Annotated in this window: 20 protein-coding genes; 3 read left to right on the plus strand and 17 right to left on the minus strand. The window is 68.8% G+C overall.

What is annotated here, in order from left to right:
• Window positions 1-7 precede the first annotated feature (7 nt).
• From ABIB29_RS15815 to ABIB29_RS15835, 5 genes are all read right to left on the minus strand, one after another.
• On the minus strand, window positions 8-2,974 hold the full coding sequence (locus tag ABIB29_RS15815; RefSeq protein ID WP_354173756.1) for an FtsK/SpoIIIE family DNA translocase: 2,967 nt from the start codon (window positions 2,972-2,974) through the stop codon (window positions 8-10).
• Window positions 2,975-3,147: 173 nt separating this feature from the next.
• The gene (locus ABIB29_RS15820; protein ID WP_354173757.1) at window positions 3,148-4,839 is read right to left on the minus strand and encodes a ribonuclease J; all 1,692 of its coding nucleotides are present in this window, start codon (window positions 4,837-4,839) and stop codon (window positions 3,148-3,150) included.
• 60 nt (window positions 4,840-4,899) lie between these two features.
• Window positions 4,900-5,808 carry a 4-hydroxy-tetrahydrodipicolinate synthase gene (gene dapA / locus ABIB29_RS15825; protein WP_354173758.1) on the minus strand — a complete coding sequence of 303 codons (909 nt, stop codon included), beginning with the start codon at window positions 5,806-5,808 and terminating at the stop codon, window positions 4,900-4,902.
• 78 nt (window positions 5,809-5,886) lie between these two features.
• The gene (locus ABIB29_RS15830) at window positions 5,887-6,690 is read right to left on the minus strand and encodes a carbon-nitrogen hydrolase family protein (protein WP_354173759.1); all 804 of its coding nucleotides are present in this window, start codon (window positions 6,688-6,690) and stop codon (window positions 5,887-5,889) included.
• Between the two features lie 60 nt (window positions 6,691-6,750).
• The gene (locus ABIB29_RS15835; protein WP_354173760.1) at window positions 6,751-7,155 is read right to left on the minus strand and encodes a hypothetical protein; all 405 of its coding nucleotides are present in this window, start codon (window positions 7,153-7,155) and stop codon (window positions 6,751-6,753) included.
• A 97-nt stretch (window positions 7,156-7,252) separates the two neighbouring features.
• Between ABIB29_RS15835 and ABIB29_RS15840 the strand changes: the two genes are divergently transcribed.
• A complete protein-coding gene (locus ABIB29_RS15840) occupies window positions 7,253-8,527 on the plus strand; it encodes a heparan-alpha-glucosaminide N-acetyltransferase domain-containing protein (RefSeq protein WP_354173761.1) in 1,275 nt (424 codons plus the stop codon).
• Window positions 8,528-8,558: 31 nt separating this feature from the next.
• Here the strand turns inward: ABIB29_RS15840 and ABIB29_RS15845 are convergent, their stop codons facing one another.
• The 7 genes from ABIB29_RS15845 to ABIB29_RS15875 form a co-directional block, all read right to left on the minus strand.
• The gene (locus tag ABIB29_RS15845) at window positions 8,559-9,041 is read right to left on the minus strand and encodes a hypothetical protein (protein ID WP_354173869.1); all 483 of its coding nucleotides are present in this window, start codon (window positions 9,039-9,041) and stop codon (window positions 8,559-8,561) included.
• Between the two features lie 5 nt (window positions 9,042-9,046).
• Window positions 9,047-9,805, minus strand: a complete 759-nt coding sequence (gene dapB / locus ABIB29_RS15850; protein ID WP_354173762.1) for a 4-hydroxy-tetrahydrodipicolinate reductase — start codon at window positions 9,803-9,805, stop codon at window positions 9,047-9,049.
• A gap of 108 nt (window positions 9,806-9,913) precedes the next feature.
• Window positions 9,914-10,408 carry a molybdenum cofactor biosynthesis protein MoaE gene (locus ABIB29_RS15855; RefSeq protein WP_354173763.1) on the minus strand — a complete coding sequence of 165 codons (495 nt, stop codon included), beginning with the start codon at window positions 10,406-10,408 and terminating at the stop codon, window positions 9,914-9,916.
• Window positions 10,398-10,910, minus strand: coding sequence for a MogA/MoaB family molybdenum cofactor biosynthesis protein (locus ABIB29_RS15860; protein WP_354173764.1), 513 nt, complete (start codon window positions 10,908-10,910; stop codon window positions 10,398-10,400). Before ABIB29_RS15860 ends, ABIB29_RS15855 begins: the two co-directional genes overlap by 11 nt.
• The gene (gene moaC, locus ABIB29_RS15865; RefSeq protein WP_354173765.1) at window positions 10,907-11,410 is read right to left on the minus strand and encodes a cyclic pyranopterin monophosphate synthase MoaC; all 504 of its coding nucleotides are present in this window, start codon (window positions 11,408-11,410) and stop codon (window positions 10,907-10,909) included. The genes ABIB29_RS15860 and moaC overlap by 4 nt, the downstream gene beginning before the upstream one ends.
• Window positions 11,398-12,621, minus strand: coding sequence for a molybdopterin molybdotransferase MoeA (locus ABIB29_RS15870; protein ID WP_354173766.1), 1,224 nt, complete (start codon window positions 12,619-12,621; stop codon window positions 11,398-11,400). Before ABIB29_RS15870 ends, moaC begins: the two co-directional genes overlap by 13 nt.
• Before the next feature lie 91 nt (window positions 12,622-12,712).
• Complete coding sequence (locus ABIB29_RS15875) at window positions 12,713-14,332, minus strand: molybdopterin-dependent oxidoreductase (RefSeq protein WP_354173870.1); 1,620 nt, start codon at window positions 14,330-14,332, stop codon at window positions 12,713-12,715.
• Between the two features lie 207 nt (window positions 14,333-14,539).
• On the opposite strand from ABIB29_RS15875, the gene moaA reads away from it, so the two are divergent.
• Together moaA and ABIB29_RS15885 are read left to right on the plus strand one after the other, a co-directional pair.
• Window positions 14,540-15,676, plus strand: a complete 1,137-nt coding sequence (moaA, locus tag ABIB29_RS15880) for a GTP 3',8-cyclase MoaA (RefSeq protein WP_354173767.1) — start codon at window positions 14,540-14,542, stop codon at window positions 15,674-15,676.
• Window positions 15,677-15,683: 7 nt separating this feature from the next.
• Window positions 15,684-15,950, plus strand: coding sequence for a MoaD/ThiS family protein (locus ABIB29_RS15885; protein WP_354173768.1), 267 nt, complete (start codon window positions 15,684-15,686; stop codon window positions 15,948-15,950).
• Window positions 15,951-16,196: 246 nt separating this feature from the next.
• Here the strand turns inward: ABIB29_RS15885 and ABIB29_RS15890 are convergent, their stop codons facing one another.
• The 5 genes from ABIB29_RS15890 to ABIB29_RS15910 form a co-directional block, all read right to left on the minus strand.
• Window positions 16,197-16,682: a DUF1579 domain-containing protein gene (locus ABIB29_RS15890; RefSeq protein WP_354173769.1), complete on the minus strand. Its 486-nt coding sequence runs from the start codon at window positions 16,680-16,682 to the stop codon at window positions 16,197-16,199.
• A 26-nt stretch (window positions 16,683-16,708) separates the two neighbouring features.
• Window positions 16,709-18,052, minus strand: a complete 1,344-nt coding sequence (locus ABIB29_RS15895; RefSeq protein ID WP_354173770.1) for a M16 family metallopeptidase — start codon at window positions 18,050-18,052, stop codon at window positions 16,709-16,711.
• Window positions 18,053-18,230: 178 nt separating this feature from the next.
• Window positions 18,231-20,480 carry a polyribonucleotide nucleotidyltransferase gene (locus tag ABIB29_RS15900; RefSeq protein WP_354173771.1) on the minus strand — a complete coding sequence of 750 codons (2,250 nt, stop codon included), beginning with the start codon at window positions 20,478-20,480 and terminating at the stop codon, window positions 18,231-18,233.
• Between the two features lie 248 nt (window positions 20,481-20,728).
• On the minus strand, window positions 20,729-20,998 hold the full coding sequence (gene rpsO, locus ABIB29_RS15905; protein ID WP_226760651.1) for a 30S ribosomal protein S15: 270 nt from the start codon (window positions 20,996-20,998) through the stop codon (window positions 20,729-20,731).
• A 159-nt stretch (window positions 20,999-21,157) separates the two neighbouring features.
• Window positions 21,158-22,408, minus strand: coding sequence for a kynureninase (locus tag ABIB29_RS15910; protein WP_354173871.1), 1,251 nt, complete (start codon window positions 22,406-22,408; stop codon window positions 21,158-21,160).
• Window positions 22,409-22,442: the final 34 nt, after the last annotated feature.

Genomic DNA, 22,442 nt, shown 5'->3' on the forward strand with positions numbered 1-22,442 from the left:
TCCTAGGCTACCGTCCGGTGAGCGACCAGGCGTCCTCGGAACCGTCCTCATCATCGGCGGAGCCTCCGGAGCCCCCGTCGGCGCCGTCGTAATACTCCGTGGTCTGGGTCCGCCGGTCCAGGTCGGCGGCGACGAGGTCCTCCGCGTACCCGCCCTGGGCGACGTTCGCATTGGCGTTCTCGCTCAGCGCTGCGGTCTGGGAATCGGCGATGGCGGGCACTTCCATGCCCTTCATGGCTGCGAGAACCGTCGCCAGGTCATCGGGTTTGACCAGGACGTCGCGGGCCTTGGAGCCCTCGGAGGGGCCCACCACACCGCGGGACTCGAGCAGGTCCATGAGCCGTCCGGCCTTCGCGAAGCCGACGCGGAGTTTGCGCTGCAGCATCGAGGTGGACCCGAACTGGGTCGTGACCACGAGCTCGGTGGCCTGCAGCAGGACCTCGAGGTCGTCGCCGATGTCGTCGTCGATCTGCTTCTTCGGCGCCTCCGGGGCGACGTCGTCGCGGTAGACGGCTTTGAGCTGGCCCTTGACGTGCTCGACCACCTTGTGGATTTCGGATTCGGTGACCCAGGCGCCCTGGACACGCATGGCCTTGGAGGCGCCCATCGGCAGGAAGAGCGCGTCGCCCTGGCCGATCAGCTTCTCCGCGCCCGGCTGGTCCAGGACAACGCGGGAGTCGGTGACCGAGGAGGTGGCGAACGCCATCCGCGAGGGCACGTTGGCCTTGATCAGGCCGGTGACGACGTCGACCGAGGGCCGCTGGGTGGCGAGCACCAGGTGGATGCCCGCGGCACGGGCCAGCTGGGTGATGCGGACGATCGAGTCCTCGACGTCGCGGGGGGCGACCATCATCAGGTCGGCGAGTTCGTCGACGATCACCAGGAGATAGGGGTACGGCCGGATGACCCGCTTGGACCCCTCGGGCGGGTGCACCTTGCCGGCGCGGACAGCCTTGTTGAAGTCGTCGATGTGCTTGAAGCCGTAGTTGGCGAGGTCGTCGTAGCGGGCGTCCATCTCGCGGACCACCCACTGCAGGGCTTCGGCAGCCTTTTTGGGGTTGGTGATGATCGGGGTGATCAGGTGCGGGACACCCTCGTAGGCGGTGAGTTCCACGCGCTTGGGGTCCACCATGACCATGCGGACCTCGTCGGGCGTGGCGCGCATCAGGATGGAGGTGATCATCGAGTTCACGAAGGAGGACTTGCCGGCGCCGGTGGCTCCCGCCACGAGCAGGTGCGGCATCTTGGCGAGGTTCGCGACGACGTAGCCGCCCTCGACGTCCTTGCCGACCCCCATGACCATCGGGTGGTCGGTGCGGCGCGCGTTCTGGCTGCGGAGCACGTCACCGAGGGACACGGTCTCGCGGTCCGTGTTGGGGATTTCGATGCCGATGGCCGACTTGCCCGGGATGGGGCTCAGGATGCGCACATCGGAACTGGCGACGGCGTAGGAGATGTTCTTGGACAGCGCGGTGACGCGCTCCACCTTGGTGCCCGGCGAAAGTTCGATCTCATAGCGGGTGACCGTGGGGCCGCGGCTGAAACCGGTGACCTGGGCATCGACGTTGAACTGGTTCAGGGTTTCGGTCAGCGAGGCGACAATCGCGTCGTTGGCCTCGGTGCGTTCCTTGGGGATGGACCCCGGCGTCAGCACGTCCGACGGCGGCAGCGTATAGGTCACGTCGCCGGCGAGCGAGAGCTGTTCGGTGCGCTGCGGAATCGGGGTGGGCAGCGGCGCCGGGGCCACGGGGTTGGAGGGAACCTTCGCGGCGGCGGCCACGGCGGCGGCACCCGGCGCGGGGGCTGCCGGGTTCAGCGAACCGGCGGCCACCATCCCCGGGGTGACGAGCGGGATCGCTTCGGTGGCGTGCTCGCCCGCCGGTCCGGCGGCGCTGCCGGCGGCAGTCCCCAGGCCCTGGGCCGCCTTGATCTTCTCGACGGCGATCTCGGCCTGGGTGGGGCGGCGCACGCCGGGGGCGACGGATTTGGAGCCCGGTTTGGAGCCGGGTTTGGCGCCACCGGCGGATCGGGCGGCTTCGGCTTCCTCATCGGCAATGAGGGCCCGTTCGAAAGCCTCGTCGCCGACGTAGCCCTCGAGTGCGGCGTCCTCGTCCTGGTCCTTGCCGAACAGGCGCCGTCGCTTCTTTTTGGCCGGGGCCGGGGCGTCGCTTTCGTACAGGTAGCTGCGGTCATGGCCATCGCTGTCTGCTTCGTTGTCCTGCAGGTCGATGCCCATGAGGTGCTCGTAGGCGCCCCGCAGCCGGCCCGGGATGGCGCCGAACGGCGTGGCAGTGACGATCAGCAGCGACGTGAAGGCGAGCAGGCCGTACACGGCCAGCGGGACGGCGGGATGGATGGCAGCGAGCGGGGCAGCGGCGAGGTAGCCGAGCATGCCGCCGGCCTGGCGGAGTCCGTCGAATCCCTCGGCGACGGTCGGTTCCCCGCCGATGACGTGGGCCAGGCCGGTGCCGGCGAAGGTCATGATCAGGAAGCCGATCCCGATCCGGTTGTTGCCCCGGCCATCGACGGGCTGGCGGAACAGCCGGAAGGCGCAGACAAACAGCATCAGCGGCAGCAGCAGCGACATCCAGCCGAAGGTGCCGTTGACGATTCCATAGACCATGTCCGGGAACCAGCCCTGGAAACCCCACCAGGCGAAGGTGGCGACAAAGACTCCGAGAGCGAGGTTGAACAGGGCTGCGCCGTCGCGGCGGTCCTCGGGGGCGAGGTCACTGACGTCGTAGCCGATCCGGCGGATTCCCGCCCCGATGACGTGTGCAACGCCCAGCCAGGCGCCCGCCACAACCCGGACCAGCCAGGGCTGTTTGGGTTCGACGGCGGCCAGTTGGCGGGTCCGCGCGGTACCGCCGCTCCTGCTGGTTTTGGACGCAGCCGGGCCGGAGCCCCGAGCCGAAGAGCTGCCTGATTTACCGCTGGGGTTTCCTCTAGGCGCGGAGGAAGTACGTGTCGCCATACCCGCTACGGTACCCGACTCCGGGCCGAAAACCGCGGATTTCCGGGGCTCCGCGGGGACCATGTTGCCGGCCGGGCACGCAAAACGGCCCTCCCGGTCCGCCGCGGGCAGGAGCCTGCGGCAGGCCGGGAAGGCCGTCGTGGTGCGAAGGAAGGCGCTTGGGCCTCCAGGGCTTAGGCCTCCAGGACCACCGGGATGATCAGGGGCTTGCGGCGGAGCTTGCGGTTGACCCAGGTGCCGACCACGCGGCGGACAACCTGCTGCAGCTGGTGCGTGGTGTGGTCCGAGCGGTTGAGCACGGCTTCTTCAAGGGCGGCGTTGATCTTGGGGATGATCTCGTCGAAGACGGAGTCGTCCTCGGCCACGCCGCGGGCGTGGATCTCGGGGCCGGAGACAACCTTGCCGGTGGCGCGGTGGATCACCGTGATGATGGAGATGAAGCCCTCATCGCCGAGCGTCTGGCGGTCCTTCAGGTCCGCTTCCGTGACTTCGCCGACACTGGAGCCGTCGACGTACACGAAACCGACCTCGACCTGGCCGACGATGTCGGCCTGGTGGTCCCGAAGGTCGATGACGGTGCCGTTGTCCGCGAGGAGGATGCTTTCCTCGGGGACGCCGGACTCCAGGGCAATCTTGCCGTTGGCGATCAGGTGGCGCGTCTCGCCGTGCACCGGCATCGCGTTGAGCGGCTCCAGGATGTTGTAGCAGTACAGGAGCTCGCCGGCGGCGGCGTGGCCGGAGACGTGCACCTTGGCATTGCCCTTGTGGATGACGTCGGCGCCGAGCTTGAGCAGGCCGTTGATAATGCGGAACACGGCGTTCTCGTTGCCCGGGATGAGGCTGGACGCGAGGATGACCGTATCGCCCTGGCCGACCACGACGCGGTGGTCACCGTTGGCCATGCGGGACAGGGCCGCCATCGGCTCACCCTGGGAGCCGGTGGACATCAGCACGACGCGGTTGTCCGGCAGGTTGTCGATGTTCTTGATGTCGACCAGGATGCCCGGGGGCACGTCGAGGTAGCCGAGCTTCTCGGCGATGGCCATGTTGCGGACCATCGAGCGGCCGACGAAGGCCACCTTGCGGTTGTGGTTGGCGGCGGCGTCGAGGACCTGCTGGACGCGGTGCACGTGCGAGGAGAAGGACGCGACGATCAGCCGCTTGGAGGCCTGGCCGAAGAGCCGGTCCAGGGTGGGTCCGATTTCCTTCTCGGCGGTGGTGAAGCCCGGCACGTCGGCGTTCGTGGAGTCCGACATGAACAGGTCCACGCCTTCTTCGCCGAGCTTGGCGAAGTGGCGGAGGTCGGTGATCCGGCCGTCCAGCGGCAGCTGGTCCATCTTGAAGTCGCCGGTGTGCAGCACGGTGCCGCCGGAGGTCCGGAGGAACACGGCGAGGGCGTCAGGGATCGAGTGGTTGACGGCCACGAATTCGCATTCGAACGGACCGAACTTCTGCACCTGTCCCTCGGTGACGGTCTGGGTGACCGGCTTGATCCGGTGCTCCAGCAGCTTCGCCTCGATGAGGGCCAGCGTCAGCCGGGAACCCACCAGGGGAATGTCCGCGCGCAGGCGCAGCAGGTACGGAACGGCCCCGATGTGGTCCTCGTGGCCGTGGGTCAGAACGACGGCGACGATGTCATCGAGACGGTTCTGGATGTAGGAGAAATCGGGCAGGATCAGGTCGACGCCGGGCTGGGTTTCCTCCGGGAAGAGGACGCCGCAGTCGACAATGAGCAGCTTGCCGTCGATTTCGAAAACGGTCATGTTGCGGCCGATCTCCCCCAGGCCACCGAGCGGAACGATCCGCAGGGTGTCCTTGAGCAGTTTCGGCGGCGTAACAAGGCCGGGAAGGGCGGTTTGGGTCACAATGCACTACTTTCCAGGCGGTTACCGGCCTGGTCTCTCCTCGTCAGTTGAAACACCTGATCAGGAAAAGACCATTCCGGCTTCCGCCAAGTCCTCGCGGATGGTTTCGATCTCAGCGTCGTCCGGCTCCACGAGGGGCAAACGGACAACCGAGTTGGGCAGGACTCCCTGCCACTTAAGAACTTGCTTCGCAGCAACAGCACCCTGAATATGGGTCATCACTGCACGGACCATGGGGTCCAGTTCGAAATGTATGGTGCGGGCGGTGGCGAAGTCGCCCGCAAGTGCGGCATCGATCATGGCGCGGAACCGCCGCGACGCGACATGCGCGGAGACGCTCACGAGCCCGACGGCGCCCGCTGCCATCCACGGCAGGGTCAGTCCGTCGTCGCCCGAGTAGACGTCCAGGTCAGTGTTCGCGAGGACCCGGGTGATGGCGGCGAAATCGGCCTTGGCGTCCTTGAGGGCCACAATGTTGGGGTGGTCCGCGAGCCGGATCATGGTTTCGGGCAGGATCGGCACGCAGGAACGGCCGGGAATGTCATAGACCATCACGGGGAGATCGGCGGCGTCCGCCACGGCTTCGATGTGCGCCTGGATGCCGGCCTGGCTGGGCTTGTTGTAATACGGGGTGACGATCAGCTGGCCGTGTGCTCCGGCTTTGGCGGCGCGCTTTGCCATTTCAATCGAGTGCGAGGTGTGGTTGGTGCCGGTTCCGGCGATGACCTTGGCCCGGTCCCCGACGGCCTCCACGATCACGCGGAAAAGTTTTTCCTTCTCGTCGTCTTCCAGCGTGGAGGTCTCCCCCGTGGTGCCGGAAATAACGAGGGCGTCGTTGCCGTCGTCGACGAGCTTGTTGGCCAGCTCGGCGTTCTGCTGGTAATCGACTTCACCGTCGGACGTGAAAGGCGTGACCATGGCGGTCACGAGGGTTCCGAACGTGTAAGTGCGAGTATCAGAGTCAGCCATATGAAAAACGTTACCCTGTCCCCGGCGTGATGTGACAATGACGGCGACGTGATGAAGATCAAATCCGGCCCCGGCGCATCATCCGGCGGCCGGACCGCGGGATGCCGGGGCAGCATGATTCCGGGCGGGACGTTCCGGGCCGTAGCGGTCCAGTGCGCTGTGTTGCAGGGTCGCGGTCAGCACTTCGGTCCCCGTGCCGGCCGCTTGCCGGAGCACCAGCCCGTCGGGTCCCCAGAATCCGCTCCCGCCGGCCGACGGCCCGCTGTCGGTGGTGCCGCCGAGGTTGGCCAGCACGCTGAACATCCGGTGGTCCATCGCCCGCGCGCCAAGGTGCAGTGCCAGCCGGTGGTCCTCGCCGGCGGCATAGCGGGCCGAAACGGCGTAGACGTCGGCGCCGGCCGCCGCGGCCCCACCGGCGTGAACCGGACGGGCGGCGTCCAGGCAGATGGCCAAGGCGATCCTCCAGCCGTCCAGGTCCAGGATGACCGCCTGGTCTCCGGCGCGGAAGAAGGGCTGCTCCCGGCCGTGGAGCCACACCTTGAAGCCGGCTTCCAGTCCGCCGTTGGGGTGCAGGGCGAGCGAGGCCAGCCGGGGCGTGCCGTCCGCTTCCCTGAACGGGGCACCGACGACCGCGGTGATCCCGGTCCGCCGGCAGATTTCGCGCAGGCCGTCCAGCCGCGGGTCCCCGGCGGTCACCCACCGCTCCGGGTCCGCCAGCCCCTGGAGGTCGTAGCCGGTCAGGGAAAGCTCGGGGAACACCACCAGCCGGGCACCGTGGTCATCTGCGTCTTCAATGAGGCGGATATGTTCCGCCACGTTGGCGGGAATGCCGCCGTCGAGTGCCGTGTACTGGACGGCGGAGAGCGTCAGCGTGGTGGTCATCCTGCCATCCTAGGCACTGCGTCCCGCCGCGGGCAGGCCAGCCCGGCTGGGGACAGCCCGTCAGACCGCCGGGGCATCACCTCCAGGCGGGGCATCTCCTCCAGGCGGGGTGGCGCAGTAGCGGCCGACCGCGGATTCCCGCAGGGACTCAGCCCATGCCGCGAGCCGCTGGGCGGCCCGCACGTAGTGGAACAGCTCGGTGGGGGTGAGGGAGTCGAGGTCGGTCTCGGCGAGCCGCCGGGCCAGTTCCGCCCCCGGGGCCTGGGCGGAGAGGACGGTGCCCTCGCGCTGCCACTGGACATCCTCCGCGGCTTCGCCGGCCACCAACTGCCGGAACAGGAAATCCACGACGCCGGGACTCATCGCCTTGAGGACACCGGACCCCGCGTCCGGGACGCGCTGTTCCGGCGTGGTGGAGCGGCGCGTCCCTGATGCGGGGAAGACGGGCTCTGGTGTGTTGTTCATGGGCCCATGCTATTCGAACATATATTCGAATACAAGAGTGCCGCGCCCCACCACTTGGGGCAGGCTGCCGCACAGGCCCATATGAGACGATCGAGACATGACCCCGCGCGGAACAGCCTCCTCAGCCAGGACCGCCCGGGGCAGGGGCAGGGCGGGACGTAAAGGCGCAGGCAGCACCACGACCAGCCCCGGATCGCGGCTGTCCGGCATCGACGCTGCCCGCGGGCTGGCCCTGCTGGGCATGATGGCCACCCACGTCTTCCCCACCTTCGAGTCCGATGCCCAGCTCACCCCCACCTGGGTGGGGCTCGTGTTTTCCGGACGCGCCTCGGCCTTGTTCGCCGTCCTGGCCGGAATCGGACTGGCACTGTCCACCGGCAAACAGCGGCCGCTCAAGGGTCCGCAACTGGGGGCTGCCCGCCGGGGTATTGCCCTCCGCGCGCTGGTGGTCGGCGCCGTCGGGCTCTCCATCGGCGGGCTCGAGGTGAACATCGCCATCATCCTGGTCCACTACGCCGTGTTGTTCCTGTGCGTGCTGCCATTCCTCGGCCTGGACGTCAAACACCTTCTGGTGCTGGCCGCCGGCTGGGTGCTGGTGAGCCCGGCGCTCGCCTTCCTGCTGCGGCCCTGGCTCCTCGCCGCCGAACCGCCCCTGCAACTGGGCCATAACCCCAAGTGGGAGGATCTGTCCACCCCGGCAGTGCTCCTCGGGGACCTGTTCCTGACCGGCTACTACCCCGTCCTCCAGTGGATTGCCTATCTGCTGATCGGCCTCGCGATCGGCCGGCTCGCCCTCACCTCAGCGGTGGTCCCGGTCCTGCTGCTGGCGGTGGGAACCGTAGTGGCGGTCCTGGCCAAGTGGTTCAGCGTGGTGATGATGGAGGACCTCGGCGGCCGGGCGGCGCTGCAGGCTTCCCTGCTCAATCCCTCGTACCCGCTGGCGAGCCTCCTGCAGGTCAACCTGGCGGGCGTGAACCAGACCGGCTCCGCCTGGTGGCTCGCCTCCAGCGCCCCGCACTCCGGCACCACACTGGATCTGCTGCACACCTCGGGGGTGGCGGCCGCCGCCGTCGGCGTCTGTCTGCTCCTGGGCCGGCTGGTCCAGCGGACCGGGCTGGACGTGCTGCTCCCGCTGCGGGGTGCCGGCGCCATGACCCTGAGCTTTTACACGGCCCACCTGTGCGTGATGGCCGCGCTGTACGGCCAGCCGCTGCCGTCCGGGTGGACGGTTGAGGGCATCTACTGGGCGCAGGCCGTGGCGATCCTCATCCTGGGCGGAATCTTCGCGGCCCTGGCGTGGCGGGGGCCGCTGGAGTGGGTGGCGCATGCCGCCAACCAGCTCGGCCGCTACCAGCCTGCCCGCATCCGGTAGCTTCCCCGGCGCCTGGCCTGCGGTCCGCGGCTCAGGCCTGGCGGGACCCCGTCCGGTACAGCCGGACGGCGTCGCGCATCGAGGCACGCGCCCGTTTGCGGTCGCCCGCGGCGTCATAGGCGCAGCTGAGCCGGAACCAGGAGCGCCAGTCCTCCGGCGCGGCTTCCGTCTCGGCACGGTATTTCTCGAATTCACGGTCCGCGGCCTCGCGGATGATCCGCCCCGCGGGGGTGCGCGGCAGGTTGTCTTCCGGCAGGCCGCCCTCGGCGTCGAGGATTTTCGCCAGCCGTTCGGTGCGGGCGCCGAACAGCAGCTCGCGGACGAGCGCCCAGGCTCCGATCACCGGCAGGAGCAGATACGCCACGCCAATGGCCTTGGCCACAGGGTTGGCGTCCGTCATCAGCAGCACCGCGCGCTGGAAGGACACCACGAGGTAGAAGACCAGCAGGAGCGTGACGGCACCGACCCAAATCTTGGTGCGGTTGGCTTTGAACGCAGTCAGGACGTTGGCCACGGCGCTCAAAGCCCCAGGTCCAGGTAGCCGTCCAGGCCCACGGTGAGGCCCGGATGGGAGGCCACGTTGCGCACACCCAGCAACACGCCGGGCATAAACGAGGCACGGTCGAAGGAGTCGTGCCGGAGGGTCAGCTGCTCCCCCGGCCCGCCCAGCAGGACTTCCTGGTGCGCCACGAGGCCCCGGAGCCGGACGCTGTGGACTCGGACCCCGTCGACGTCGCAGCCGCGCGCGCCGGGGAGCTCACTCGTGGTGGCGTCGGGGCTGGCCGGGAGGCTTGCGGCAACACGTTCGGCGGAGATCAGCTGCGCGGTGCGCACGGCCGTTCCGGACGGGGCGTCCACCTTGTCCGGGTGGTGCAGTTCGATGATTTCCACCGATTCAAAATAGCGCGAGGCCTTGGCCGCGAAGGCGGAGGCCAGGACCGAGCCGAGCGCGAAGTTCGGGGCGATCAGGACCCCGATGCCGGCCTGGCCGGCGAGAAGCTCCTCGAGCCGGCCCAGCTTCCCCGCATCCCAGCCGGTGGTCCCCACGACGGCGTGCATGCCGTGTTCGACGGCGAACCGGACGTTCGCCTCGGTGCTCCCGGGGACCGTCAGGTCCACCACGATCCGGGCTCCGGCGTCGACGAGGGTATCCAGGGAGTCGTTCCGGCCCAGCGCGGCGACAAGTTTCAGGTCGGCGGCGGCCTCGACGGCGGTCACCGCTTCGGCGCCCATGCGCCCGTTCGCGCCCAGCACGGCGACTGCGAGTTGTTCGGTCATGCCATCAACCCTACCGCCGGGGCGGGTGCCCGCCTGAACCGGCGGCCCCGCGTTACAGGCCTGCCGCACGGTGCTGATCCCTTGATTTGGGGCCGGACTAGGGCCGGACTATTCGCCCGCGCCGACCCACTCGACCGTGCCGTCGGTGAAGAACTGTTCCTTCCAGATCGGCACTTGGGCCTTGACCCGGTCCACGAGCTCCGAGCACACCGCGAAGGCCTGGCCCCGGTGCGCGGCGGAGACGGCGCAGACCAGCGCGGGGTCACCGATCTCCAGCATCCCGATCCGGTGCGCCACCCAGATCCGCACCGGCTGGGCCGGTCCGCTGCCCGGTCCGCTTCCAGGACCGGCTGCGTCTGTCCCGGCGGCCTGTTCGGCGACGAGCTGCGCGACGACGTCGGCCATCACTTGGTGCGCCGTCGGGTGCGCGCTGTAGCTGAGCCGCCGGACCGGTTTGCCGCCGTCGTGGTTCCGGACCACGCCGCTGAAGCTGACCACCGCGCCCGCGGTGTCCGATTCGACCGCGGCAATGGCCTGGTCCACGGAGATGGGTTCGGCGCTGAGCACGGCGTTCAGCACGTCAAAGGTTGAGTCAGTGGCCATGACTGCCCTCCAGCTGGTCGCACAGGTGTCCAAGAATAGGATCCAGCACGCTGAGGCCGTCCATCACACCCTTCGGGGATCCGGGGAGGTTGACGATGAAGGTCTGGCCCGCGGCGCCGGCGTGGCCGCGGCTGAGCATCGCCATCGGGGTCTTGGCGGTCCCGGCCCCGCGGATGCCTTCCATAATGCCCGGGATCTCCCGGTCCAGCAGGGGCAGGGTCTGCTCCGGGGTGGCGTCGGTGGGGCTGAGCCCGGTGCCGCCGCTGGTGATGATGACCGCCGGCGCCTGGGTCAGGAGCGCGCGCAGGGCTGCGCCCACGGCCTCGCCGTCCGGGACCACGAGGGCCGGGTAGGCCTCGAAGCCGTGTTCGGTGAGCCAGTCGATGATGACAGGTCCGGTCAGGTCCTCATAGATGCCGGCCGCGGCCCGGGTGGAGGCGATCACGACGCCGGCCTTCCGCCCGGTGGCTTCGCCGTGCCGGTGTGGTTCGTGCATGCTCATCGTGTCCAGTCCCCGCTCTTGCCGCCGCTTTTGGCCAGCACCTTGATATCCGTCAGCACCGCGTGTTTGTCCACGGCCTTAATCATGTCGTACACGCTGAGCGCGGCCACCGACGCCGCGGTCAGCGCTTCCATCTCGACGCCGGTGAGCCCGCGGGTCTTGACGGTGGCGAAAACGGTGACCGTGTCGATGTCGAGCTCGAAGTCGACGGTGACCTTGGCGATCGGCAGCGGGTGGCACAGCGGGATCAGGTCTGCGGTCTTTTTGGCGGCCATGATGCCGGCGACCCGGGCGACGGCCAGGGCATCGCCCTTGGGCAGGTCCCCCGCGCCGAGCAGGGTCAGGACCTCGGCGGTGCTGCGGACCGTGGCGGTGGCGGTGGCCTCGCGGGTGCTCTCGGCCTTGTTGGACACGTCGACCATCTGGGCCGTGCCGTCCTGCCGGAGGTGGGTCAGGCCTGGGGTTCTTGTTGCGGGGTTTTCTTCGTTCACAGCATCCATACTTCCACCTCGGCGCCTTCGGCGAGCGCGGCAATTCCTTCCGGGACCTGGATCAGGGCGTTGGAGCGCGCCAGGGCGCTGACGAGGTGCGAACCGGCGCCTCCTTCCAGCCGGACAGTGCCGTCGGCCAAGACCGTGCCGCGCCTGACCTGGTGCTTGCCGGCCGGGGACGCCAGCGCCTCGGCCAGCCGTGCCCTGACCACGGGGCGCTGCGCCGGCGAGCCGAAGAGGTCGCCGAGCGCGGGCCGGAGGAACATCTCGAAGGAGACGAGGCAGCTCACGGGGTTCCCCGGGAAGCCGAGGACCGGGACGCCCTCGAAGGTTCCGATCCCCTGCGGGCCGCCGGGCTGCATCGCGACGCCGAAGAACTCGACGTTGTGGCCCTCCATCGCCTGCCGGACCACCTCGTACGCGCCCTTGCTGACACCGCCGGTGGTAACGATCAGGTCCACGTCCGCCGCATGCCGGCGCAGCAGGCCGGCGAGTTCCTCGGGGCGGTCCGTGGAGATTCCGGTCCGGGTGACGTCGAGGCCGGCCTGTCGCATGGAGGATTCCAGCAGGGTGGCGTTGGAGTCGTAAATCTTGCCGGGGCCCAGGGGGCTGCCCGGTTCCACGACCTCGTCGCCGGTGGTGACCAGCAGGATCCGCAGCGCCCGGTGGACCGGGACCTCGGTGAGTCCCAGGGCGGCCAGCAGCCCCAGCTGTCCGGGTCCCAGGTAGGTTCCGGCGGCCAGCGCCAGTTCCCCGGTGCGGATGTCGCTGCCCGCGTCGCGGATGAAGTTCCCGGCCGGGACGGCGGGCAGCCGGACCGTGGCCGGCACGCCGGGCGCGGGGAAGACCGCCGGCAGGGCCTGTTCGATCGGTACGACGGCGTCCGCGCCGGGCGGCATCATGGCGCCGGTCATGATCGGGGCGGCTGTCCCGGGGGCCAGGCCAGGGGGCACAGCACCGGCCGGCACGGGCGCGGCAACGCGGAGTTCAGTGCCGCCGTCGGGCACATCGGCGCTGCGGATGGCGAAGCCGTCCATCTGCGAATTCGGAAAAGGGGGCAGGTCCAGCGGAGCCACAACATCCACCGCGAGTCCCCGGCCCAGTGCCGCGAGGAGCGGGAGCAGTTCGATCCGGTCCGGGCGGCGGAGCGGGGCCAGCAGGTGCCGGACGGACTCGCGGTGCGCTTCCACGGTGACGTGCCGTGTCTGGGTGCGGTGCATGCGTTGGTGACCCCTCGTCGTGAGCCATTGACTGAGTTCGCCGGCGCGGCTCCCTGGCCCGGCTCCACGGCCCGGCGTGGTGGCCGGGCGGTTAGGACTTCACGTCAACTCTAACCGTGTGAAAGCCGGTGGCCCCGTTGGGCGCCACCGGCGCGCGGTCCTCCACCTGCGCGGCGCCGTTGAGGTCCGTGGCGCGGACCTGGACCTCGTACTGGCCGGGAGTCAGCGGCAGTTCCAGTTTCCACTGGTACCAGGTGTCCTGGGAGATCCCGGGAGCCAGCTCCGCTTCCTGCCACGCGCCGCGGTTGACCCGGAGCTCCACCCGGCCGATCCCGGTGTGCTGGGCCCAGGCGACCCCGCCGAATGCCACCGTCCCGGCGCTCGCAGAGCTGCCGTCCCGGGGCACATCGATGCGGGAGGAGGTCTTGATGGGTCCCCTCTCGCTCCAGCCGCGGGGCGTCCAGTAGCCGACGTCGTCCGCGAAGCGCGTCACTTTGAGCTCGGTCACCCACTTGGTCGCCGAGACGTAGCCGTAGAGTCCGGGGACGACCAGCCGGACCGGGAAGCCGTGCTCCAGCGGCAGCGGTTCGCCGTTCATCCCAACAGCCAGGAGCGCGTCCCGGTTGTCCGTCAGCACCTCCAGCGGGGTGCCGGCGGTCCACCCGTCCGCGCTGCGGGACAGGACCATGTCCGCGCCGTCCTTCGGTCCGGCGAGGGCCAGCAGTTCCCGGACCGGCCAGCCGAGCCAGCGGGCGTTGCCGATCAGGTCCCCGCCCACCTCGTTGGAGACGCAGGCGATGGTGATGTGCCGTTCGATCAGGGGTTTGGCCAGCAGCGCGGCGAAGTCCAGTGAGATCTGGCGTTCCACGAGGCCGGTGACCTTCAGGGCCCACTCGCCCGGGTCAAGCACCGGGACGCGCAGTGCGGTGTCGATCCGGTAGAAGTCCCTGTTGGGGGTCACCAGCGGGCCCACGCCGTCCAGCCGGACCTCGGCGCCGGCCGGGATCGGCGGGGCCGGTGACACAGGCACCGGGAGCGCCAGTTTGCTGCGCACTTCATTCACGACGGCGGCCGCTCCCCGGAACGTCGCGGCGAGCACACCGGCGGCCACGGCGACGGCGGCCGTTCCGCCGAGCGCCTGGAAGAAGCGGCGGCGGGATGGAGGCTGCACCGTGGGGGCAGAGCCTTCGGGCGGCGGCCCGGCGGGCGGCGGCCCGGCTTCCGGCGGCCCGGCTTCCGGCGGCCCGGCTTCCGGCGGCCCGGCTTCGGTGCGCCACTCCCCCAGCCGGCCGATGAGCCAGCGCAGCAGGATCATGCCCACGACGGCCGCGAGCAGCGGGACCGGGACCGCGTTCCCGGTCAGTTCAGTCCGGCTCAGGACGGCCACCAGCCCCACCGCGCCGAAGACCGCTATGACGGCTACCCCGGCGAAGCGGCGCCGCAGCTCCACGATCCCGGACAGGGCAGCCAGCGCGGCGATGACGAGGCCCATGCCGCCCAGCAGGGCGGTTTTGTCCGCCGTGCCGAAGAGCGAAATGGCCCAATCCTTGACGCCCGGCGGCACGACGTCGATCACGGCGCCGCCGACGGCGGTCACCGGCGAGAGCGAGGGGCTCACGAGTCCTGCCGCGAGCTCCCCCAGGGCAAGCCCGGTACCGACGGCCACGACTCCGGCGGCGGCTGCCCAGCCGGTCGCCTGGCGGTCCGTCATCCGCGGCCCAGCGGTGTCCGGGCCGGTTGGAAGTGGGCCCGGCTGCCCGTGCTGGGAGGTGTTCACTCCTCCAGCATAGGTTCGCGCCGTCCCGGCCGTATGACCCATGCATGACCCACGGCATCGGGAACCCGGCGGGACCCCCATGGTGCAATCGCCGGGCCCAACAGGAGTGATGCCGGCGCTGAGGTGGCGTAGCCTGACCTTATGAGTGTTCAGCTTGGTATGCCCCAGCCCCGCGCGGATGACGGCCCCGGCGCGGGCACGTCCGGCCCGCAGCTGCCCGGGCGTCCCGCGGGGATGCCCGCCGGGCTCGTCGACCGCTACGGCCGCCGCGCCACGGACATGCGGCTGTCCCTGACGGACAAATGCAATCTGCGCTGCACCTACTGCATGCCGGCCGAGGGCCTGGAGTGGCTGTCCAAGCAGGCGGTGATGTCGGCGGAGGAAATCGTCCGGATCGTCAGGATCGGCGTCGACATGCTGGGCGTGCGCGAACTGCGGCTCACCGGCGGTGAACCGCTGGTCCGGGCCGACCTGCTGGACATCATTTCGGCGCTCCGCCGGGCCCACCCTGACCTTCCGATCTCCATGACCACGAACGCCGTCGGGCTGGACAAGAAAGCCGCCGGGCTCAAGGCCGCCGGGCTGTCCCGGATCAACGTCTCGCTGGACTCGCTCCATGAGGAAACGTTCACCCAGCTGACCCGCCGCCCCTTCCTGAACAAGGTCCTGGCCGGCGTGGACGCCGCCTGGGCCGCCGGGCTGGGCCCCGTGAAACTCAACGCCGTGCTGATGCGCGGCATCAACGACGCCGAGTCGTCGGCCCTGCTGGCCTGGGCGCTGGACCGCGGCTACGAGCTGCGCTTCATCGAGCAAATGCCGCTCGACGCCGACCACGGCTGGACCCGCCGGAACATGATCACCGCCGCGGAGATCCGTGAGCTGCTCTCGGCCGACTACGTGCTCAGCGCTGATCCGCGGGACCGCGACGGCGCCCCGGCCGAACGCTTCGAGGTCCGGGCCCGCGTGCCCGGGACGGCCGAGGCTGCCGGGCCCGTGCTGGGAACCGTGGGGATCATCGCATCCGTGACCGAGCCGTTCTGCTCCGATTGCCGCCGCACCCGCATCACGGCCGAGGGCAAGATCATGAGCTGCCTGTTCTCCCGCGAGGAAGTGGACCTGCTGGGACTGCTCCGTGAGGGCGCGAGCGACGAACAGCTCGCCGGGCGCTGGCAGGACGCCATGTGGATCAAGCCCAAGGCCCACGGCATGGACCACGTCGGTCTGGACGCCCCGGACTTCGTCCAGCCGGACCGCAGCATGAGCGCCATCGGAGGCTGAACCACCTGTGAACGTACGTTATTTCGCTGCCGCGCGCGCTGCCGCCGGCGTCGAGGAGGAACGCTTTGAACTTCCCACGGACGCCACCGTCGACTCGCTCCTGGCGGCGATCCTCGCCGTCGAGCGTCCGGAGCCTCCGGCCGGAACGCCGCCGCTGGCGCGCCTGCTGTCCCGGAGCAGTTTCCTGCTCAACGAAGTGGCCGTGCGGAACCGTGCGGCCGCGCTGAAGCCGGACGACGTCGTCGACGTGCTGCCGCCGTTCGCCGGCGGCTAGGCGAAGCTGTTGCCCGGGCTGCTCAGGGCGTCGCGGTTGCCTCGCTGCGGAATCTGAGCAGGAGAGCTGAATGGGACTGCGCTGAACCTGAATGGTGATTCAGATTACGGCAGTTTCGTGATCCAGCTCACAGCGTGTCAACGGATTTCAGGGCGGCTTTGCAACGTTATGGCAACTTTTTGGGCACGGTCAGGCGGTGACCGCGCTCGACGGCGGCATGACGGCAGCGCAGGGAGGCCAGATGCCTTAGGCGGAAACGGCGGCACCCTGGGCCGCGCGGCGGCAGACCGAGATCATAAGCGGCGTGAATTCGCTCGCGGAGCCCAGCCGGAGTCCGGCGCTGTGCGTCAGCACGCCGTCGTCCACCCGGAAGGTATGGCGGGACGTGCCGCGGTCGCTGCGCCGCTCCATGGTGAGGGTGCCCTCCTGCCAGCTGGCGCGGGCGGGCGCTTCCGGGGGCAGTCCCATGCTGTTGACGTGGTACCAGAGGGTGTCCGGACGGTCCGGGTCCATGGTGAAGACACCGTGGCCCTCGGAGCGGGTGCCGTCGGCTTCCGTGTGCCGGTAGCTGTGGGTAACGGCCAGCCCGGCGGCTGCCCGGGCGAAGGTCACTTCGACGCTGGCAACCCGCGCTGGCCCCCAGGGCGTGGCCTGCCACCGCGTGGTGCCGGTCCAATGCCCCAGGAACGTCTCAAGCGCCTCGTGTGCACTGCCTGGCAGCGGCCGGTCCATATTTTCCTTCCAGGGGTTGGCGGTCGTCAGAGGCCGAAGGTCTCGGTTTCCTCGAAAGGACCCACTACCGTGACGGTCCGCGGGGCGGCTGCCAGTTCGCGGGCCAGCTCCTGGACCTCGGCGGCGGTGACGGCCTTGATCTGGCGCAGGGTCTCGTCGATGTCCTGGTATTCCCCGGAGACAAGTTCGGCGCGGCCCAGCCGGGACATCCGGGAGCCGGTGTCCTCCAGCGCCAGCACGATGCCGCCGCAGAGCTGACCGACCGCCTTGCGGAGTTCCTCCTCGGAAATGCCTCCCCCGGCCAGTTTGTCGAGTTCGGCGCCAAGCAGTTCCAGGACCTGCCGGACTTTCGACGGCGTGCAACCGGCATACATGCCGAAATAGCCGGCGTCGGCGTAGGAGGAGGCGAAAGAGTAGGTGGAGTACACCAGTCCCCGCTTCTCGCGGACCTCCTGGAACAGCCGGGAGGACATGCCGCCGCCGAGCACGGCGTTGAGCACACTCATGACGAAGCGGCGGTCGTCGGTGGCGACGATGGTGGGGCAGCCCATGATGATGTTGGCCTGCTCCACCGGGCGCTTGACCACGTGCAGGCCGGCCGTGCCGGTGATGGAGGCGCGGTCGGTGGAGCGGCGCTGCACGGGCGCTGCGTCGGGTTCAAGGCTCCAGCCGGCGGAGTGCAGGGCATCGACGACGAGTCCGCAGACGACGTCGTGGTCCAGGCCCCCGGCCGCGGTGATCACGAGCTCGTCCGGGCGGTAGTAGCGGCGGTAGTGGTCCCAGACCGAGTCGCGGGCGACGGCCCGGATGGCGTCCGGGGTGCCGCCGATCGGGCGGCCGAGCGGGTGGGTGCCCAGGACGGCGGCGACGAAGTGCTCATGGGCGACGTCGGTGGGGTCGTCGCTGTCCATCGCGATCTCCTCGAGGATGACGTCGCGTTCCTGCTCCATCTCCTGCGGGTCCAGCACGGCGCCGGTGATCATGTCCGCGATGACGTCGATCGCCATGGGAAGGTCAGTGTCCAGCACCCGGGCGAAGTAGCAGGTGCTTTCCTTCGCGGTGGCGGCATTGGATTCCCCGCCGACTTCGTCGAAGGCCGAGGCAATCTCCAGGGCAGTGCGCCGCTTGGTGCCTTTGAACAGCAGGTGCTCCAGGAAATGGGTGGAGCCGTGCTGCCCGGGCGCCTCGTCGCGTGAGCCGACGCCGACCCAGAAACCAATGGTGGCCGAACGCTGGCCCGGCATCGCTTCAGTGAGCACCCGGACGCCGCCGGGCAGGACCGAACGGCGCACCTCGGAACCGCCGTCGGCTCCGTGGATCAGGGTGTCAGCGTGCTGGTTCTGCTCAAGCGGCAGGGGGACGACAGTCATCAAGGCCTTTCAGTAAAAACATGCCAAATCTGCCTGCCATCGTACCAGCGGGACACCGCCCCAACGCTCCGGCCGCGGCACCGCAGCCGGCTGCGACGGCGGCCACCGGCCCCGCCGCCGTTAACGGCGGCGGGGCCGGTGGATAATCCACCGGCCCCGCCCCTTGCTTCAGCTCAGACTACTCTGCGGTCTCCAGGGAGACCTCAGCGGTGTCGGCGTCCTCGGAGCCTGCCTCGTCAGCCACAACGGGTGAGAGGGAGAGCTTGCCGCGGTCATCGATCTTGGTGATTTCCACCTGGATCTTCTGGCCGACGGAGACGACGTCTTCGACGTTGTCCACGCGCTTGCCGCCGGCGATCTTGCGCAGCTCGGAGATGTGCAGCAGACCGTCCTTGCCCGGAGTCAGGGAAACGAAGGCGCCGAAGGTCGTGGTCTTGACGACCGTACCCAGGTAGCGCTCACCGATTTCCGGGATCTGCGGGTTGGCGATGGCGTTGATCGCGGACCGTGCTGCGTCGGCAGACGGGCCGTTCGTGGCGCCGATGTAGACAGTTCCGTCGTCCTCGATCGAGATGTCGGCTCCGGTGTCTTCCTGGATCTGGTTGATCATCTTGCCCTTCGGGCCGATGACCTCGCCGATCTTGTCTACCGGGATCTTGACCGCAATGACCCGCGGAGCGAACTCGGAGAGCTCGTCCGGGGTGTCGATTGCAGAGTTCAGGACGTCCAGGATGTGCAGGCGGGCTTCGCGGGCCTGCTTCAGGGCGGCTGCCAGGACGGAGGCCGGGATGCCGTCGAGCTTCGTGTCCAGCTGGATGGCCGTGACGAACTCGGAGGTACCGGCGACCTTGAAGTCCATGTCGCCGAAGGCATCTTCGGCGCCGAGGATATCGGTCAGGGCGGCGTAGCGGGTCTGGCCATCGACCTGGTCGGAGACCAGACCCATGGCGATACCGGCAACAGCGGCCTTCAGCGGCACGCCTGCGTTGAGCAGGGACAGCGTGGAGGCGCAGACGGAACCCATCGACGTCGAACCGTTGGAGCTGAGAGCCTCAGACACCTGGCGGATCGCGTAGGGGAATTCCTCGCGGGACGGCAGCACCGGCATGATGGCGCGTTCTGCGAGGGCACCGTGGCCGATTTCGCGCCGCTTCGGGGAACCGACGCGGCCGGTCTCGCCGGTGGAGTACGGCGGGAAGTTGTAGTTGTGCATGTAGCGCTTGCGCGTCACGGGAGACAGCGAGTCGATCTGCTGTTCCATCTTCAGCATGTTCAGCGTGGTGACACCCATGATCTGGGTCTCGCCGCGTTCGAAGATGGCCGAGCCGTGGACGCGGGGCAGAACCTCAACCTCGGCGGTGAGCTGGCGGATGTCCGTCAGGCCGCGGCCGTCGATGCGGATCTGGTCCTTGAGGATGCGCTGGCGCACAACCTGTTTGGTGACGGAGCGGAAGGCTGCCGACAGCTCCTTCTCGCGGCCTTCGAACTGGCCGGCGAGGGAAGAGGTCACCTCATCCTTGAGCTCGTCGGAGGCGGTGTCGCGCTCCTGCTTGTCGGCGATCTGGAAGACAGCGGCCAGCTTCTCGGCGGCAGCGGACTCCACAGCGGCGTAAACGTCGTCCTGGTAGTCCAGGAAGACCGGGAACTCGACGGTCGGCTTGGCGGCGCGGGCTGCCAGGTCGGACTGTGCTTCGCAGAGGGCCTTGATGAACGGCTTGGCAGCCTCGAGGCCTTCGGAAACAACCTCTTCGGTCGGGGCGGTGGCGCCCTGTTCCTTGATGAGGTTCCAGGAGTTGTCGGTGGCTTCGGCTTCAACCATCATGATGGCGACGTCATCGCCTGCAACCCGGCCGGCTACGACCATGTTGAAGACGGCGTTCTCAAGCTGGGAGTGCTTCGGGAACGCAACCCACTGCGAGCCGTGCTCGTCGGCGATGAGGGCAACGCGGACGCCGCCGATCGGGCCGGAGAAGGGCAGGCCGGAGAGCTGGGTGGACATTGAGGAAGCGTTGATCGCGACTACGTCGTAGAGCTCGTCCGGGTTGATGGACAGCACGGTGACGACGATCTGGACCTCGTTGCGCAGGCCCTTGACGAAGGCGGGGCGCAGCGGGCGGTCCATCAGGCGGCAGGCCAGGATGGCTTCCGTGGAGGGACGGCCTTCGCGGCGGAAGAACGAGCCCGGGATGCGGCCGGCGGCGTACATGCGCTCTTCGACGTCGACGGTCAGCGGGAAGAAGTCGAAACCTTCACGCGGGTGCTTGCCGGCGGTGGTGGCGGACAGCAGCGCGGTCTCTTCGTCGATGTAGACCATCGCTGCGCCGGCTGCCTGCTTGGCAAGGCGGCCGGTTTCAAAGCGGATTACACGCTTGCCGAAGCGGCCATTGTCAATGACTGCTTCTGAGAACTGGATTTCGGGACCCTCCATAGAGAGTCACCTCCGTTTCATGGTTCACGGAGTCCAGCCGCATCAACCCAGTCCAGCATCTGTCGGCTGGCCTGCACTGCACCCGGTCATCGATCGAGACCCACGGGCTAAGGCTTCATCCCTTGAAGCCGTTCCCGGAGATCACTACCGAAGACCGCGAATGCGTGATGCGGTTGATCCTCCTGTTGAGTTTTTGTTTGAAGAAGGCGGCCCTTTCCGTCACGGAAGGGGCCGCCCCTTAAAGCTGACTAGCGGCGCAGGCCGAGACGCTCGATGAGCGCACGGTAGCGGGTGATGTCAGTGTTCTTGAGGTAGGTCAGCATGCGCTTGCGACGACCAACCATGGCCAGCAGACCGCGCTGGGTGTGGTAATCGTGCTTGTGCACCTTCATGTGCTCAGTGAGATCCTTGATCCGCTGAGTCAGGACTGCAACCTGGACCTCCGGCGAACCGGTGTCGCCCTCGGACGTTGCGAAATCCTTGATGATGGACTGCTTTACAGCGGCTTCAAGTGCCACGATAACTCCTAGAGATGTGCCGTGAGGCCCGAATCAGTAACGCACTGCCGGGGGTGCCGCGCCGGAGATTCCCCACCGAAGGGAGGATTGCCCGTACACAACAAGAGCCAGCCGCCACGGACTGCAGCCGGATCCAACGTTTAGTTTACCGGCACGCCGCTAATCTTGTCGAAACGGCTGGTCCTGCTGCCCGGAAGGGCCCTCCGCCAGCCGTTCGTGGATGGCGGCCAAACCGCCGTACAACTCCGTGAAGGATGTGCTGAGCGGGGACAGGCCGATCCGGATGCCCTGCGGCGCCCGGAAATCCGGAATGACATCCTGTTCCCACAGTGCCGCGGTCATCTCCCGGAACGCCGGGTGGTCCACCGTGATGTGGCTGCCGCGCAGTTCCGGTTCCCGCGGCGTCGAGAGTTCAACGCCCGCAGGGGCGAGCCAGGCGTCGTGGAGCTCGACGGCAAACGCGGTCAACAGTCGTGATTTCTCCCGGACGGCGGCCATGCCCACTTCCTCAATGAGGTCCAGGGTGCCGCGCATGGCGAGCATCCCGAAGATCGCGGGGGTGCCGCTCAGGAAGCCGCGGATCCCCGGGGCGGCCTCATAGCCGGGCCCCATTTCGAAGGCGTCCTTACGGCCCATCCAGCCCCAGATCGGCTGCTGCAGTCCCGGCAGGTGCCGGGCGTTGACGTAGGCGAACGCAGGCGAGCCCGGTCCCCCGTTGAGGTACTTGTAGGTGCAGCCGGCGGCGAAGTCGACGTCGGCCGCGTCCAGGGCGATCTCCACCGATCCGGCGGAATGGCAGAGGTCCCACACCACCAGCGCGCCGGCGTCGTGCACGGCCGCAGTGATGCCCGGCAGGTCCGCGAGGAACCCGGAACGGTAGGCGATCTGACTCAGGACCACGACGGCGGTGGCCGGGCCGGTGGCGGCCCGCACCTGCTCGACGGTCACGCCGGAGGAGGGATCGGCGTCGATCCAGCGCAGAGTGAGGCCCTCTTCGCGGGCGATGCCCTCGACGAGGTAGCGGTCGGTTGGGAAATTGTCCGTGTCCAGCACGATTTCGGTGCGTGCAGGGTCCGTGACCGCGGCCAGCGCGGCCCGGATCAGCTTGTACAGCACCACCGTGGTGGAGTCGGCGATGATGGTCTGCCCCGGAGCGGCGCCGAGGACGGCGCGGCCCAGCTGGTCGCCGATGGCCTGCGGGAGCTCAAGCCATTCCTCGTCCCAGCCGCGGATCAGCCGGCCGCCCCAGCTGTCCTGGATGAAACTGCTGATGTCCGTGACGGTGCGCTTGAGCGGGCGGCCCAGGGAGTTGCCGTCGAGGTAGGACAGGGCGGTGTCGGTGCCGATGAAGTGATCGCGGTAGGCGGCCAGCGGGTCGGCGGCGTCCAGATCGCGGGCGCGCTGGAGCAGGGCTGTGTCGTTGCCGGCGGTGGCCTGTGCCGTG

The sequence above is a fragment of the Arthrobacter sp. UYEF36 genome, assembly GCF_040547025.1.
In the GTDB taxonomy this organism is placed as follows: domain Bacteria; phylum Actinomycetota; class Actinomycetes; order Actinomycetales; family Micrococcaceae; genus Arthrobacter.